The organism is Nitrospirillum amazonense, from assembly GCF_029594735.1.
Classification (GTDB): domain Bacteria; phylum Pseudomonadota; class Alphaproteobacteria; order Azospirillales; family Azospirillaceae; genus Nitrospirillum; species Nitrospirillum amazonense.
In genome coordinates, this window is record NZ_JARPAF010000002.1 from 2408678 (window position 1) to 2423347 (window position 14670).

The 14670-nt window shown below is 66.4% G+C and carries 17 protein-coding genes; 5 read left to right on the forward strand and 12 right to left on the reverse strand.

Annotated features, from left to right (window positions below; translation table 11 throughout):
* Positions 1 to 137 precede the first annotated feature (137 nt).
* Both P5F91_RS17075 and P5F91_RS17080 read left to right on the forward strand, forming a co-directional pair.
* Positions 138 to 710: a hypothetical protein gene (locus P5F91_RS17075; protein ID WP_145611344.1), complete on the forward strand. Its 573-nt coding sequence runs from the start codon at positions 138 to 140 to the stop codon at positions 708 to 710.
* Positions 707 to 1288: a hypothetical protein gene (locus P5F91_RS17080; RefSeq protein ID WP_145611343.1), complete on the forward strand. Its 582-nt coding sequence runs from the start codon at positions 707 to 709 to the stop codon at positions 1286 to 1288. Before P5F91_RS17075 ends, P5F91_RS17080 begins: the two co-directional genes overlap by 4 nt.
* Before the next feature lie 22 nt (positions 1289 to 1310).
* Here the strand turns inward: P5F91_RS17080 and P5F91_RS17085 are convergent, their stop codons facing one another.
* The 10 genes from P5F91_RS17085 to coxB form a co-directional block, all read right to left on the reverse strand.
* Positions 1311 to 1751 carry a type II toxin-antitoxin system VapC family toxin gene (locus P5F91_RS17085; RefSeq protein WP_145611342.1) on the reverse strand — a complete coding sequence of 147 codons (441 nt, stop codon included), beginning with the start codon at positions 1749 to 1751 and terminating at the stop codon, positions 1311 to 1313.
* Between the two features lie 57 nt (positions 1752 to 1808).
* On the reverse strand, positions 1809 to 2144 hold the full coding sequence (locus tag P5F91_RS17090; RefSeq protein ID WP_145611341.1) for a ribbon-helix-helix domain-containing protein: 336 nt from the start codon (positions 2142 to 2144) through the stop codon (positions 1809 to 1811).
* Between the two features lie 57 nt (positions 2145 to 2201).
* Positions 2202 to 2969 carry an SURF1 family protein gene (locus P5F91_RS17095; RefSeq protein ID WP_277907690.1) on the reverse strand — a complete coding sequence of 256 codons (768 nt, stop codon included), beginning with the start codon at positions 2967 to 2969 and terminating at the stop codon, positions 2202 to 2204.
* Positions 2966 to 3316, reverse strand: a complete 351-nt coding sequence (locus tag P5F91_RS17100) for a DUF983 domain-containing protein (RefSeq protein WP_338424078.1) — start codon at positions 3314 to 3316, stop codon at positions 2966 to 2968. Before P5F91_RS17100 ends, P5F91_RS17095 begins: the two co-directional genes overlap by 4 nt.
* 122 nt (positions 3317 to 3438) lie before the next feature.
* Positions 3439 to 4308: a cytochrome c oxidase subunit 3 gene (locus tag P5F91_RS17105; protein ID WP_040845183.1), complete on the reverse strand. Its 870-nt coding sequence runs from the start codon at positions 4306 to 4308 to the stop codon at positions 3439 to 3441.
* Between the two features lie 186 nt (positions 4309 to 4494).
* Entirely contained in the window at positions 4495 to 5124 is a 630-nt protein-coding gene (locus tag P5F91_RS17110) for a cytochrome c oxidase assembly protein (protein WP_277907691.1), read from the reverse strand.
* A gap of 101 nt (positions 5125 to 5225) precedes the next feature.
* Positions 5226 to 5420 (reverse strand): hypothetical protein, encoded by a 195-nt coding sequence (locus tag P5F91_RS17115; RefSeq protein ID WP_277907692.1) that lies wholly within the window; start codon positions 5418 to 5420, stop codon positions 5226 to 5228.
* Positions 5421 to 5464: 44 nt separating this feature from the next.
* Entirely contained in the window at positions 5465 to 6376 is a 912-nt protein-coding gene (gene cyoE / locus P5F91_RS17120) for a heme o synthase (protein WP_145611339.1), read from the reverse strand.
* 134 nt (positions 6377 to 6510) lie between these two features.
* Positions 6511 to 8124, reverse strand: coding sequence for a cytochrome c oxidase subunit I (gene ctaD / locus P5F91_RS17125; protein WP_145611338.1), 1614 nt, complete (start codon positions 8122 to 8124; stop codon positions 6511 to 6513).
* Between the two features lie 55 nt (positions 8125 to 8179).
* Entirely contained in the window at positions 8180 to 9070 is an 891-nt protein-coding gene (gene coxB / locus P5F91_RS17130) for a cytochrome c oxidase subunit II (protein ID WP_145611337.1), read from the reverse strand.
* Between the two features lie 584 nt (positions 9071 to 9654).
* Between coxB and tldD the strand changes: the two genes are divergently transcribed.
* The 3 genes from tldD (at position 9655) to P5F91_RS17145 (ending at position 12249) form a co-directional block, all read left to right on the forward strand.
* Positions 9655 to 11088, forward strand: coding sequence for a metalloprotease TldD (tldD, locus tag P5F91_RS17135; RefSeq protein WP_277907693.1), 1434 nt, complete (start codon positions 9655 to 9657; stop codon positions 11086 to 11088).
* 37 nt (positions 11089 to 11125) lie between these two features.
* Positions 11126 to 11710 carry a DUF5655 domain-containing protein gene (locus P5F91_RS17140; RefSeq protein ID WP_277907694.1) on the forward strand — a complete coding sequence of 195 codons (585 nt, stop codon included), beginning with the start codon at positions 11126 to 11128 and terminating at the stop codon, positions 11708 to 11710.
* 152 nt (positions 11711 to 11862) lie between these two features.
* The gene (locus P5F91_RS17145) at positions 11863 to 12249 is read left to right on the forward strand and encodes a hypothetical protein (RefSeq protein WP_277907695.1); all 387 of its coding nucleotides are present in this window, start codon (positions 11863 to 11865) and stop codon (positions 12247 to 12249) included.
* A 139-nt stretch (positions 12250 to 12388) separates the two neighbouring features.
* Here P5F91_RS17145 and P5F91_RS17150 read toward each other — a convergent pair whose 3' ends face one another.
* Together P5F91_RS17150 and P5F91_RS17155 are read right to left on the reverse strand one after the other, a co-directional pair.
* Positions 12389 to 13756, reverse strand: a complete 1368-nt coding sequence (locus tag P5F91_RS17150; protein ID WP_145611333.1) for a glutamate--cysteine ligase — start codon at positions 13754 to 13756, stop codon at positions 12389 to 12391.
* 86 nt (positions 13757 to 13842) lie between these two features.
* Complete coding sequence (locus P5F91_RS17155) at positions 13843 to 14634, reverse strand: 16S rRNA (uracil(1498)-N(3))-methyltransferase (protein WP_145611332.1); 792 nt, start codon at positions 14632 to 14634, stop codon at positions 13843 to 13845.
* Positions 14635 to 14670: the final 36 nt, after the last annotated feature.

The following is a 14670-nucleotide window of genomic DNA, read 5'->3' on the forward strand; positions in this document are numbered from 1 at the left end:
TCGGTTGCGCTGCAATAGAACCGACGGCCGGGGCTTGGCTCCGCCGTTCAATAGCAACATTCCCCGCCAGGATGGACCGGACGAGGCATCGTTCCGGAACGCCGTGGGGTCTTCGAGAAGGGGCGTTCCGCGGCACCATGGGGCTGATGCACGCGATCATGCTGGCCGGCGCCCTGGCGGTGGTGGCGGGCCTGATCATTCTGGTTCTGGGCAAGTTGGGCGAGGCGGCGGTGGAACGCCAGCCGGACTTCCGCCGTGCCCTCGACCGCCTGCCCCTGGGTGCCCAGGTCGAGAATCGGCTGGAAGGACGCGAGGCGGAGCTGCGCGCCGAGCTGACGGCCCTGCAAGGCGCCTTGGGCGAGGTGCGCCGCCGCCGCTACGCCCTGGACAAGGACCTGGAGGATGCGCGCCGTAGCGCCCAGGCCCCGGTGCGTGTGGTGGGGCGTGAGGACGCCGGCCTGAATCGCTTCGTCGCCTGGATGGTCAACCGCCTGGTGCAGCAGGCCCAAGGCGACACCAAGACCGCCGTGGCGCTAGACCCTGAATGGGCCGGCCCGCAGATGATCGAGGTGTGGTCGGAAAACCTGGCCGACGCCCGGCGCGACCTGCAGCGCTATTTTCCCGCACCCTTGGGCTATGTGCTGCTGAGCATCCAGCTGGCCAACAGCGGCAAGGCCGACGCGGCCGCGCAGAAGGAGAGCATCGCATGATCGCCTTGATGCTGACCCTGCTGGCCGTGGTGGTCACCGCAGGCCTGACCGGGGAACGCGCCTGGACCCGCGTCAGCGAGGCCAAGACCCGCCGCCGCCAGGCCCTGAACCGGCAGCGTGAACAAAGCCAGCGCATCCGCCGCCTGGCGCGCGCCACCTACAGCCTGAAGCAGCAACGCCGCCACATCCAGCTGACCATGGAGACATTGCAGGACGAATGCGCGCGGCTGGAGCAGGACATCAAGCGCATTGCCCGCCCGGAAAACCGCATCTTCGTGCTGGAGGAGCGCCGCAACCCCGCCGATGCCGCCTGGATCGCCACGGTGGAGGTGGGCGGCACCGTCGCCGACAGCGCCCTGCCCGCCGCCGTGCCGTGGCAGCGCCGCCGCTTCCTGTTGTGGGCCGGCGATGATGAGGGCGCGCGAGCCCGTCTGGAGCGCCGCTTCCCCCACGGCAGCGGCTTCCGTGTCAGCCAACTGATGCTGCGCCCCAGCCACACCGCCGCCGCCCCGCCGGCCGCCACCGGCGGCGGGCTGGAGACTCGGGCGGCGAAGGCGGCCAGGTTGACTGCCAGTTAAGCTGCGCTGAATCACGAAGCTTTTAGTCTTGATATTTCCAGGCAGCCGCATCGTTCAGGATGACAAGACTGTCATCTACGGACTGAATTCCCCGATCATTCGTAAACAATACCTCACACCCCATCCGTATCGCTGTGGCCAGATGTATGGCATCTACCAGCTTATGCCCGGTAAGTCCGACAATCGCGGATGCGTCAAAGAGGATCACGCGACTGACCTCGACAAGTTCGATGGCGCCAGGTTCAGTGAATAGGCTCATATACCTAGTCACCAGGCGCGATGCGCCTTGTTTTCGGGCGCCCGCTAGGCACTCTGCGATCGTGATTTCACTGGTGTATATGGAGGCGCCGCAGCTCTCTATCTCGTCAAATATGTGAAGACTACGCCGCTGGAAGTCCGGCGTGCCCTCAAGAAGATAAATGAAGATGTTTGCATCCAGATATACGCGTCTCTCGGCGGGCATCTGGCGCTCACAGCTTAGAATTGAAAGGCTTCCAATTGATAACGCGCTCTGGCTGCGTCAGTCTTCTCTAACTTCCCGGATACGGCGCATAATTTCATCGTCACTCTGCGAACCGACAATGGCGACGCCAGTACCAGCGAAAGAGCGAAGGCGAGCAAATGCGGCTTTACGATCGTCGCCGCCAGACGGCGGGGCGGCCACATTCAGATGCTGCCGTACGGCTTCTACAACCAAGTCAGACGGCGAAACCTGCACGCGAATCGCTTCCGCGTCCAAAGCCGCCTTTAGGTCGCTCGGCATAGATACGGTAACGGTCATTTCGTGGGTTGCTGCGCTTTTCATGGCAACTGCCCGAATAGGAATCGTGGAAGAATTATAATGCTCTCTCAGCATTGGTCAATTCACCAACCCTATCGACCTTGAAAGCCAACCAACCGGAAGAAAGCAGCCTCAGTCGCTCTCCACCCGGCTGAAACGCAAGTAGGCGATGACCGCCAGGGCAATGGCCAGGCAGTACCAAGTGATGGCGTACTGCAGATGGTCATTGGGGATGGTGACGCGGGTCTGGCCGCCCACGGGGAAGCCGCCGGGGTTGGGCGTGGCGCCGGCCTCGACCACCACGGGCTCCGGCACCTCGGTCCCCGCCTTGGCCGCCATGGCGGGCAGGTCGTACCAGAGCCAGAAATTGTCATTCACCAGATTGTCCGGCTGCATCCAGCCACGCGGCGGCGGCACGCGGGCCACGCCGTCCACCGTCACCTCGCCTTCCAGCTGGCCGTCAGGCCGGCGCGCCGGGTCCTTGCCCTGGGTGGGAACCCAGCCGCGGTCGATCAGCACCACGCCGCCGCCGTCCGCCCGCACGAAGGGCGTAACGACGTCGTAGCCGGGGGCCCCCTTCAGCGAGCGGGCGCCCAGGTACAGCTCATGATCGTTCAGGAAGTGGCCGGTGATGCGCACCCGGCGATAATCCCAGGCCTTGGGATCATCGATCTTGGCCGGCAGTTCGGCCGGGGCGGCCGCCATCTGCTGCTGGATGTGGTCCAGGATGCCCTGCTTCCAGAACAGGCGCTGCACCTGCCACGTGCCCAGGCCGGCCATGAACAGGATGGCGCCCCCAGCCACCAAGCCGGCCCAGAAGGTCGGACGGAAGCGCCGGTGTCCCTTCGCGACGGGACCAGGCGCGGCGCCGGTGGGGGAAGCGGTGGACGAAGAAGTCATGCGCCAGAATTCCTATCGCTGTCACTATCGCCATGCCCGGCGCCATGTCCGGGCGTGTCTTCGGGGGGCCCTTCGAATTCGGCCCGGCGGTAGCGGTATTGCAGGGCGAACACCACGCCCTTGGCCGGGCGCAGCAGGCCCAGCGTGCCACCCAGGATGACAACGCCCCAGACCAGGCCGGTCAGCCATAAGGGCCAATCCACCCGCATGGACACCATCAACGCGACGGGCACGATGACGAAGCCCAGGATGAAGATCAGGAAGACGGCCGGGCCATCGCCACTGTCGCCCCGGGCCAGTTCCAGGCCGCAGACGGGGCAACGCTCCGCCACGGTGAGGAAACCCACGAACAAATCGCCCCGACCACAGCGGGGACACTTGCAGCGCAAGCCCGCCAGGATCGGGGCGACGGAGGAGGCATTAGGTTCCAAGGTTCATTTCCGTCAGGAACGGAACGACGGTCCCGGCATCAGTGCGGGATCACGCCGCGCGGCGTGGAACCCCACCAGTAGATGCTGACGAACAGGAACAGCCAGACCACGTCCACGAAGTGCCAGTACCAGGCCGCGGCCTCGAAGCCGAAGTGGCTCTTGGGCGTGAAGTGGCCGGCGCGGGTGCGGAAGAAACAGACGATCAGGAAGATCGTTCCGACGATGACATGGAAGCCGTGGAAGCCGGTCGCCATGAAGAAGGCCGAGGTGTAGGCGTTCTGGGCGAAGCCGAATTCGGCGTGCATGTACTCATATGCCTGGAAGCAGGTGAACAGCAGGCCCAGCAGGATGGTGAAGCCCAAGGCCCGGGCCGCTTCCTTGTTGCGGCCCTCGACCAGCGCATGGTGCGCCCAGGTGACCGTGGTGCCGGACAGCAGCAGGATGACGGTCATCAGGATAGGCATGTCGAAGGGGTTGACCGGTTCAATCCCTTTGGGCGGCCAGACGCCGCCATTGGCGGCGACGCGGCCGATCTGCTGCGCCTCGTTGAAGTAGATGCTGGTGTCGAAGAAGGCCCAGAAGAAGGCCACGAAGAACATCACCTCGGACGCGATGAACAGGGTCATGCCGTAGCGCAGGCCGATCTTCACCACCGGGGAGTGGAGCTTGCGCACCACCGATTCGCCGATGACGTCGCGCCACCAGGCAAACATGACGCCCAGCACGCCCAGGAAACCGACGATGGCCAGGATCCAGCCATGGCCATGCATGCCCAACACAGCACCGCTGGTCAGCAGGCCCGCCGCGACGGAGGCGACCAAGGGCCAAGGGCTGGGGTCCACCAGGTGGTAGGGCTGCTTTATGCCCTCAGAATTTCCGGGAGCGGAGTTAGCCTGGACATCAGCCATGTTCTTGTTTCCCTCGGATCAAAACAACGCGGTGGTCGTCAGATATCGGCGGACATTGCCGCCCCGGTCCTTATTCGTGCCCTCCCTGGTCCCCCGCGTTCGGGGGACTGGACACTCCCTTGGTAAACGTTCCTGCCCCGCCCGTCCAGAGGTTGTACGGTGGCGAAGCCGTTGCCCGGGTACGCTTCAGCCGCCCGGACGCGCTTTGACGGCCTGGTCCTGAACGGCTGCCGCCGTCTGGTCGGCCGCCAGGAAGAAGGTGTAGGACAGGGTGATGGTGGCCACGTCCTTCATGTGCGGGTCGTCGGCCAACGAGGGATCGACGAAGAAGGTGACGGGCATGTCCAGTTCCTGCCCCGGCTCCAGCCGCTGGCGGGTGAAGCAGAAGCACTGGATTTTGTTGAAATAAATGCCGGCCTTGTCGGGCGTGACGTTGAAGGTGGCGGTGCCCACCAACGCCTTGTCCGACAGGTTCTTGGCGTGGTAGCGGATCTCTCGCACCTCCCCCAGCTTAACCTGCACGGCATTCTGAAGGGGTCGGAATTGCCAAGGCAATTCGCGGTTCACTTCGGCATCGAAACGAACAGTGACGGTGCGGTCGACCACGCGGTCGGCGCCCTTTTCCGCCACCTGCGTCGTGCCGCCGAAGCCGGTGGCCTTGCAGAACACCCGGTAAAGCGGCACGGCGGCGAAGCTGAGCCCCACCATGCCGGCCACGATGGTCAGCGCGCCCACCAGCATGCGCCGGTTGCGCCGGGCCAGATCAGGCCGCGCGGGCGGAGTCTGCGGGGAATCGGGACCTGGAGTGTCAGCCAACCTGTCGCCTCCCTGGCTTTGACGACGCCCCTTTGCGGTAGGCGGCCGTCCTTGCGCGCCGATGGCGGGTTCACCCGCCCAATTCTTATTGGGAAAGGGGGTTACTGGCCTTGCGCGTGCAGCCCCATGCGCACGATGGCCACGACATAGATCAATGCCACGAAGCCCAGCAGCGAGAAGAATAGCGCCAGGTTCTTGCCACGCTGGCGGCGCGCCCGCTCGGCCGCGTCGAGGACGGGCTCAGATGGGGAGGCGGTGCCAGCGGAGGGGCCGGTGGGATTGATGGTGTTGGCCATGCGGTCAGGGTTCCTATGCGGAGGGGCCCTCTCAGGCGAGGGCGTCAGGCCACCAGCTTCTCACCGATCAGGATGGCGAGCAGCAGGAAAAGGTAGAGGATGGAATAGGCGAACATCTGCTTGGCGGCGCGATGGGTCTTGTCCAGCATGACCCGCACGGCGCAGAGGATGAACAGCAGGCTGAGCACCGTGGCGCCCACCAGGTACGCCATACCGCCCACACCGAACCAGTGGGGGGCGATGGCGATGGGCAGCAGCAGCAGGGTGTAGACCAGCATCTGGCGCTTGGTGGCGGCCTCGCCCGCCACCACGGGCAGCATGGGCACGCCGGCACGGCTGTAATCACCGCTGCGGAACAGAGCCAGCGCCCAGAAGTGCGGTGGCGTCCAGAAGAAGATCAGGCAGAACAGCAGCACCGGGCCGATGCTGACGTCGCCCGTCACCGCCGCCCAGCCGATCATGGGCGGGAAGGCGCCGGCGGCCCCGCCGATGACGATGTTCTGCGGCGTGCGGCGCTTGAGCCACATGGTGTAGACGAAGACGTAGAAGGCGTTGGCCACGCCCAGGATGGCGGCGGCCACCCAGTTGACCGCCAGGCCCATCAGCAGGACGGACGCGACGGACAGCACCACGCCGAAGGCCAGCGCCTCATCCGGGTTGACCTTGCCCTGGGGGATGGGCCGGCCGCGGGTGCGCTCCATGACGGCGTCGATGTCGCGGTCGTACCACATGTTGATGGCTCCGGCGGCACCGGCGCCGACGGCGATGCACAGCAGGGCCACCACCGCCAGAACCGGGTGCAGGGTGCCGGGAGCCACCACCAAGCCGGCCAAGCCGCTGAACACCACGAGCGACATGACCCGGGGTTTCAGCAGGGCGATGTAGTCGGCCACGCTGCCCGGCAGGCTGGCGGCCTGGTCGGGGGCGGTCTGGCCTTCGAAGGCGGTATCGGTCATCTGTCTTCGCATCTCATCCGACGTCGCCGGCTCCATGCGGGGAACCGATGGCGTCTTTAATCAGGCAAAACCGCGCGGGAAGCCACCCCTCCCGCGCGGTCGTCGCCTATGCAGCCGGTGCCACCCTCAGCACCTTACTTGATGCGGGGCAGAACCTCGAACTGGTGGAACGGCGGCGGGCTGGACAGGGTCCACTCCAGCGTCGTCTCACCGGTGTTCCAGTAGTCGGCGCCGACGCGCCGGCCGAACATCAGGGTATAAAGGGCCATCACGACGAAGAACAAGGTGGAGCCGAAGGAAATGTAGGCCCCGATGGAGGAGATCTGGTTCCACATGTGGAACGCGTCCGGATAATCCGGGATGCGGCGCGGCATGCCCTGCAGGCCCAGGAAGTGCTGGGGGAAGAAGATCAGGTTCACGCCGATGAAGGTGGTCCAGAAGTGCAGGTGGGCCGCCCATTCCGGATGCTCCCGGCCCGACATCTTGCCGATCCAGTAGTAGTAGCCAGCGAAGATGGCGAACACGGCGCCCAGGCTCAGCACGTAATGGAAGTGCGCGATGACGTAGTAGGTGTCGTGCAGCATCACGTCCAGGCCGCCGTTGGCCAGCACCACGCCGGTGACGCCGCCCACGGTGAACAGGAAGATGAAGCCGATGGCCCAGACCATGGGCGGCTTGAACTCGATGGAGCCGCCCCACATGGTGGCGATCCAGGAGAAGATCTTAACGCCCGTCGGCACGGCGATGATCATGGTCGCCGCAGTGAAGTAGGCGCGGGTGTCGACGTCCAGGCCCACGGTGAACATGTGGTGCGCCCAGACGATGAAGCCGACCACGCCGATGGCGACCATGGCGTAGGCCATGCCCAGGTAGCCGAACACCGGCTTGCGTGAGAAGGTGGAGACGATCTGGCTGATGATGCCGAATGCCGGCAGGATCATGATGTACACTTCGGGATGGCCGAAGAACCAGAACAGGTGCTGGAACAGCAGCGGGTCGCCGCCGCCGGCCGGGTCGAAGAAGTGGGTGCCGAAGTTGCGGTCGGCCAGCAGCATGGTGATGGCGCCGCCCAGCACGGGCACGGCCAGCAGCAGCAGGAAGGCGGTCACCAGCATCGACCACACGAACAGCGGCATCTTGTGCAGGGTCATGCCCGGCGCCCGCATGTTGAAGATGGTGGTGATGAAGTTGGCGGCACCCAGGATGGAGGACGCGCCCGCCAGGTGCAGGGCGAAGATGCCCATGTCGACCGAGGGGCCGCTGTGTCCCACGGTGGAGGACAGCGGCGGGTAGATGGTCCAGCCGGTGCCGGCGCCCGGGCCGATCAGCGAGGACGAAACCAGCAGCAGGAAGGCCGGGACCAGCAGCCAGAAGCTGATGTTGTTCAGGCGCGGGAAGGCCATGTCCGGCGCACCGATCATCAGCGGCACGAACCAGTTGCCGAAGCCGCCGATGACGGCGGGCATGACCACGAAGAACACCATGATCAGGCCGTGGGCGGTGATCAGCACATTCCACTGCTGGCCGATGTCGGCCGACAGGTGGTTCAGGATCTGGATGCCCGGCTCCTGCAGTTCCATTCGCATGATCACCGAGATGGCGCCGCCGATAAGGCCGGCGATCACGGAGAAGATGAGGTAGAGCGTGCCGATGTCCTTGTGGTTGGTCGAGAACAACCACCGCTTCACGAACCCGGGCTTATGGTCGTGATGCGCGTCGTGAGCCGTATCGTGGGCTGCGTGCGCCATAATTCCAGTTCCCCTCGTTAATCTCTGCCGGGGTTAAATATCAGACGGGGCGGGCTCAGCGCGCGGCGCCATTGTCCGTCGCCAGGGCGGTCTTGGTGGCCCCTTTCGCCGCTTCCAGCGACGCGAGGAACGCGCGGCCCGCGTCGATGCCGGCGGTCTTGGTCTTCTCGGCCCAGGCCTTGTAGTCCTCCTTGCTGACGGCATGGACGACGATGGGCATGAAGCCGTGGTTGGTGCCGCAGATCAGCGTGCACTGGCCATAGAAGGTGCCTTCGGTGCTGGCCTGCAGCCACGTCTCGTTGATGCGGCCGGGGACGGCGTGCAACTGAACGCCCAGCGAGGGCACGTACCAGGAGTGGATGACGTCGGCGCCGGTCAGCAGCAGGCGGACGGGCGTGCCCACCGGCACCACCATCTCGTTGTCTACGGTCAGCAGGCGGGGCTGACCCGGCTTAAGATCACCGTCGGAGACGATGTTGCTGTCGAAGGAGATGTCGTTGTTGTCCGGGTATTCGTAGGACCAGTACCACTGGTGGCCGGTGATCTTCACCGTCATCTCAGGATTGGGCGTGCGGTCACCGTAGTAGAGGACGCGGAAGGACGGCACGGCCACGATCACCAGGATCAGCACCGGCACCACGGTCCACGCCACTTCCAGCAGGGTGTGGTGGCTGGTCTTGGACGGGACGGGGTTCGCGCGCTTGTTGAAGCGCACCATGACCGTCAGCAGCAGCAGCGACACGAAGGCGACGATGCCGATGATGATGTAGAGCAGCAGGTTGTGGAAGTTCTCCAGCTGCACCGCCACGGGCGAGTAGGCATGCTGCATGCCCAGCTTGCCCGCCTCCGGCATGCTCACCACCGGGTCGGCCAGCGCCACGGAAGCGCGCCCCGCCAGGGCCGTCAAAAGGGCCGCGAAGGCGGCGGCGTTCTTGCGTACGGACATCCCTTACCACTCTCTCGTTGCCGGGGACGCGTGACACGTCCCACCCGAAGATTGTCCTGGTGACCCACGCCGGCCCTGCACGCCCCCTGTTCAGGCGCCGCACCGAACGCGGGATGCCGTCCCATCCTCCCGTTTATTATGGGGGCCCGTCCTTGATCGACCTGCCCCCGCCCCCACCTCCCGTTGCGGCGGGACGAAGCGGCGACGGCGTCGGCGATCGGGGCACCTGTCCGGGAGTTTAGACCCAGCATCGCAAGCGCCCCCGATGGTTAAGGGACACCTGCATCGTGGCAGACCATAACGTTCCCAATCCTTGACGTAAAGCGGACAACGCGTCCCAGCGCATACCGTTGGGCGCACTGACCCGCCCGCCGGACGCGCCAGGGTGGCGCAAAAACGGCCCGGCGCTACAGCCTTGGCGTGCTTGAGGATTCCCGACCCCATCCACCTCCGCCTTCGAAGGGTGGCCTTTCCCCTGGCGATGGCGGCATCGACACGCCATGTTATGGATGTCACGCCCCGCCGGGTTGGCCGGCCCCGCCGCCGCCCCGGCTTTTCGGCCCGTTCCTTGGAGTTTCGCGACCATGAGCCTGCTCGCCCAGACCGACGATCTGTTTTTCACCCGCGCCGGACTGGACCGCGCGCGCACCGAATCGATCGTCGCCGACGCGCTGAAGGGCGGCGACGATGGCGAGTTGTTCCTGGAGTACGCCCAGTCTGAAGGCGTGTTCTGGGATGACGGCAAGCTTAAAAGCGCGTCCTTCGATACCACGCAGGGCTTCGGCCTGCGCTCCGTGGCCGGGGAGACCACGGGCTTTGCCCATGCCTCCACCCTGACGGAGGAGGCGCTGAAGCGCGCGGCCGCCACCGTGCGCACGGTCCAGGCCGGCCATGGCGGCACCTATGCGGAGCCGCCGGTGGGCACCAACCGCGCCCTCTACGCTGCCGACAACCCCTTGGCCATCGTGCCGTTCGAGGCCAAGGTGAAGCTGCTGGCCGACATCGACGCCTATGCCCGGGGCCGCGACCCGCGCGTGCGCCAGGTCAGCGCCAGCCTGACCGGCGAGTGGCAGGCCGTGCAGATCATCCGCGCCGACGGTCACCGCGTGGCGGACATCCGCCCGCTGGTGCGCCTGAACGTCTCCGTGGTCGTCGGCGAGGGCGACCGCATGGAGGCCGGCAGCTTCGGCGCCGGCGGCCGCCTAGCCTATGAGCGCTACATGCAGCCGGAAACCTGGCGCCACCATGTCGATGAGGCGCTGCGCCAGGCCCTGGTCAACCTAGCCGCCATCCCGGCGCCGGCGGGCGAGATGCCCGTGGTCCTCGGGCCCGGGTGGTGCGGCGTGCTGCTGCATGAGGCTATCGGCCACGGGCTGGAAGGCGACTTCAACCGCAAGGCCACCTCCGCCTTCTCCTCCCTCATCGGACAGCGGGTGGCCGCCCCCGGCGTCACCGTGGTGGACGACGGCACGCTGGAGGGGCGCCGCGGTTCCATCACCGTGGATGACGAGGGCACGCCCAGCCAGTGCAATACCCTGATCGAGGACGGCATCCTGGTCGGCTACATGCAGGACCGCATGAACGCCCGCCTGATGGGGGTGAAGCCCACGGGCAACGGCCGCCGCCAGGGTTTCAGCAGCGTGCCCATGCCGCGCATGACCAACACCATGATGCGCTCCGGCGACCGAACCAAGGAGGAGATTCTGGCCTCGGTGAAGCGCGGGCTGTACGCGGTGAACTTCGGCGGCGGCCAGGTGGACATCGTGTCCGGCAAGTTCGTCTTCTCCGCCTCGGAGGCCTATCTGATCGAGGACGGCAAGATCGGCCCGTCGGTGAAGGGCGCGACCCTGATCGGCAACGGCCCGGACGCCCTGACCAAGGTCACCATGATCGGCGACGACAGTTGCCTGGACGAGGGCATCGGTGTTTGCGGCAAGCAGGGGCAAAGCGTGCCGGTGGGCGTCGGCCAGCCCACGCTGCGCATCGACGGCCTGACCGTCGGCGGCACCGCGGCCTGATGGAGGCGGCCTGAACCGGACGAGAGGGAGGGTGGCCATGGGCAAGAGCCCGGACGAGATGATGGCCGCCATCCTGCGCAACCTACCAGCCAAGACCGGCCGGGACGCGGGCGCCTGGACCGCCCTGATCAAGGCGGAGGGGCCGGCCGAGCCCAAGGCCTGCGCCCGCTGGCTGAAGCAGGCCTACGGCTTGGGCGGCGCCACGGCACAGGTGCTGGCGGCCCATGCCCTGGGCGGGGTCCACGATCTATCGCCGGAACAACGGCTGGATAAGCTGTATCAAGGGCGGGAGACCCTGCGCCCCATTGGCAACCGGTTGACCGCCCTAGCCCTGGGCCTGGGCGCGGATGTCACCAGCACCGTCCTGTCCACCATGGTCTCCTTCAGCGCGGGGTTGAAGTTCGCGGAAGCCAAGCCGGCGGGTAAGGGCCGAATCGACCTGGGCCTGGCCTTGGGCCGGGAGCCCCTGCCGCCAGGCGCCGTCTCCCTGAGCCCGGTCAAGACCGCGGATCCCAGCGATCGCATCACCTACAGGATCCCATTAGCCTCGGTGGATGACATCACCGAGGAGGTCGCGGATTGGCTGGCGCGCGCCCATGCCCGGGTTGCGACGCGCGACTGAATTTCCGCCGCCATCGCGGCAGGCACCCCGCCGCCGACCAACCGGCCGGGAGGCGACCTCAAGCCGGCACGCGGGCCACTTCCCCCCCAACTTCCGAAGACCCTACCCAACCCGTCCGGAATGCCGCGGCGTTAGAGGGATCTTTGCGCGTCTTGGCCATTCTTGCGGCCTGGATGCGTCAGACGCGGGACTGGATGGAAACCGGTATCAATTTCGCAACGCTTCCGGACAAAAGACTGGTTGCCCACATCGCCGCGGTACGCATAAATCCGTTTGTTGCGTCATCCACATCAAACGGGGTTTTTATGCGTCACTATCAGTTATTGGCAGCAACTTTTGGTCTCGCCCTGCTCACGGCCGGTTGCCAGACCCAGCCGGATAATGCCCAGACGGCCAGTGCCGCCGCGCCCAAGGCCGCGGCCCAGCAGCGGTGCGTGAACACGGGCAGCCGCCTGGCCGGCAATTGCAACGACGTCAGCCACGCCGACCCCAAGGATATGCTGAACCGCCCGCTGGGCACCAAGGTCCCTGGATCGTAAGCCCGCGGACCACGCGATGGGAATGACGCCACGGTTTCCGGGGGGAAGCCAGATGGCGTCGATTATAGGGAGGAATCCCCGGCCATAGCCGGGGCAAATAACCAAACGCGAGGCACTAAGGTCCGTTGAACGGCCGGCCTCAGTACGCGTATTCCGCGTAGACGCGATCGATATCGCCGCCCCATTCCCCGTTGAACTTGTTCAGCAGCTCCGTGGCCGGCGAAACGCCGCTGTCCACGATGGCCTGCAGCGCGTCCAGGAAGTGGCTTTCGTTGTCGCCCATGCCGGCCAGGCGCGCCCGGTTGTCCAGGCCGCTGCGCGACATGGCCACCGTCTGACGTGCGAGGTCCAGAACGGTGCCCTTGCGGAAAGGCGTGTCGAGGCCCAGGCGCGGCACGTTGTTGCGCAACTGCGCCCGCTCCTCCTCCGTCCAGTCCTTGATCATGTCCCAGGCGGCGTCCAGCGCCGTGGTGTCGTACAGCAGGCCCACCCAGAGGGCCGGCAGGGCGCACAGGCGGGCCCATGGGCCGCCGTCGGCGCCGCGCATCTCCAGGAAGCGCTTCAGCCGCACCTCGGGGAACAGGGTGGTCAGGTGGTCCACCCAGTCGGTGATCAGCGGCCGCTCACCCGGCAAGGCCGGCAGTTCCCCCCTCAGGAAGGCGCGGAAGTCCTGGCCCGAGGCGTCGATGTACTGGCCGTCGCGATAGACGAAGTACATGGGCACGCCCAGCGCGTGGTCGGCGTAGCGCTCGAAGCCGAAGCCATCCTCGAACACGAAGGGCAGGTCACCGCAGCGGTCGGGGTCGGTATCCGTCCACACATGGCTGCGCAGGCTCTGGAAACCGTTGGGCTTGCCTTCCTTGAAGGGGCTGTTGGCGAACAGGGCCGTGGCGATGGGTTGCAGCGCCAGGCTGACCCGGAACTTCTTCACCATGTCGGCCTCGGAGCTGAAGTCCAGGTTGACCTGCACCGTGGAGGTGCGGGTCATCATGTCCAGGCCCATGGTGCCCTTCTTGGGCATGTAGTCGCGCATGATGCGGTAGCGGCCCTTGGGCATCCAGGGAATATCTTCCCGCTTCCACTTGGGATTGAAGCCCAGGCCGATCATGCCGATGCCGAGGTCAGCGCCAATCGCACGCACCTGGGCCAGGTGCTCCGAAACCTCGCCGCAGGTCTGGTGGATGGTGCTCAGCGGCGCACCCGACAGCTCGAACTGGCCGCCCGGCTCCAGCGTGATGCTGGCCTGGCCCCTGGTCAGGGCGATGATGTTCTCGCCTTCCTTCACCGGGGTCCAGTCGTAGCGGGTCGCCATCTCGGACAGGATGCGGCCGATGCCCTGCTCGCCCTCATAGGGCAGCGGGCGGTTGTCGCCCAGGCGGAAGGCGAACTTCTCGTGTTCCGTGCCGATGCGCCAAGCATCCGCCGGCTTGTTGCCCTGTTCCAGATATTCGACCAGCTCGCGGCGGTCGGTGATGGGGGCACCCGGGCTCTTCGGCGGCGCAGACATCAGGTCGGTCCTTCTTTACACGGCTTGGCTTTACACGGCTTGGGTATCAAAGCGCGGCTGGGGGCCGGGAACAGGGAACGGGACTCTCAACGGAACGGCGGGCGCGCGTCCTGCCCTGGGGCGGCGGTCCAGTCGCCCGCCAGCGCCTGCCACAGGGCAAGCACAGCGAAAGCGGCCGTGTCCGCCCGCAGAATGCGTGGACCCAGTCCTACCGGGACAACAAAGGGTGTTTTGGCAAGCTGGTCAAGCTCACCGGGATGGAGGCCCCCCTCCGGTCCCACAAGGAACGCCGCCGGGCGCCCCGACGCAGTAGCCGCCGTCACAGCCGTGGCCAGGGGCTGGGCGGCCCCCGTCTCCGCCGCCACGAACAGCGTACGATCCCGGGTCAGGGGGTTAGCGGGCCAGCCGGCCAGCACGGACGAAAGGTCGGCCAGCGGGTCGACCACGGGCACGGACAGCCGCTCACACTGTTCCGCCGCCTCCACCGCGTTGGCGCGCAAGCGGTCCAGGTTCACCCGCGGCACATCGCCCCGGCGGGTCAGCACGGGGCAGAGGCGGGCCACGCCCAGTTCCGTCGCCTTTTCCACCACGTACTCGGTGCGGCCACCCTTCAGCGGCGCGAACAGCAGCCAGACGTCCGGCACCGCCACCGGCGCCCGGGTCTGTTCCAGCAGGGTGATGGTGCCTCCCGACTTGGTCAGCGCCGATATCTCCCCCAGCCATTCGCCGCCAGCCTCGTTGAAGGCCAGCAGCCGGTCGCCGGGTGCCTGGCGCAGCACGCCGCGCAAATAGTGCGCCTGGTCGCCCGACAGCGGTGCCGACTGGCCGGCGGCCAGGGGCGTGTCGATATGCAGGCGGGTGCGGGGGCGGTCGGCCATGGGGTCAGTCGCGGAGAAAGGAGACGGAACGGGAGA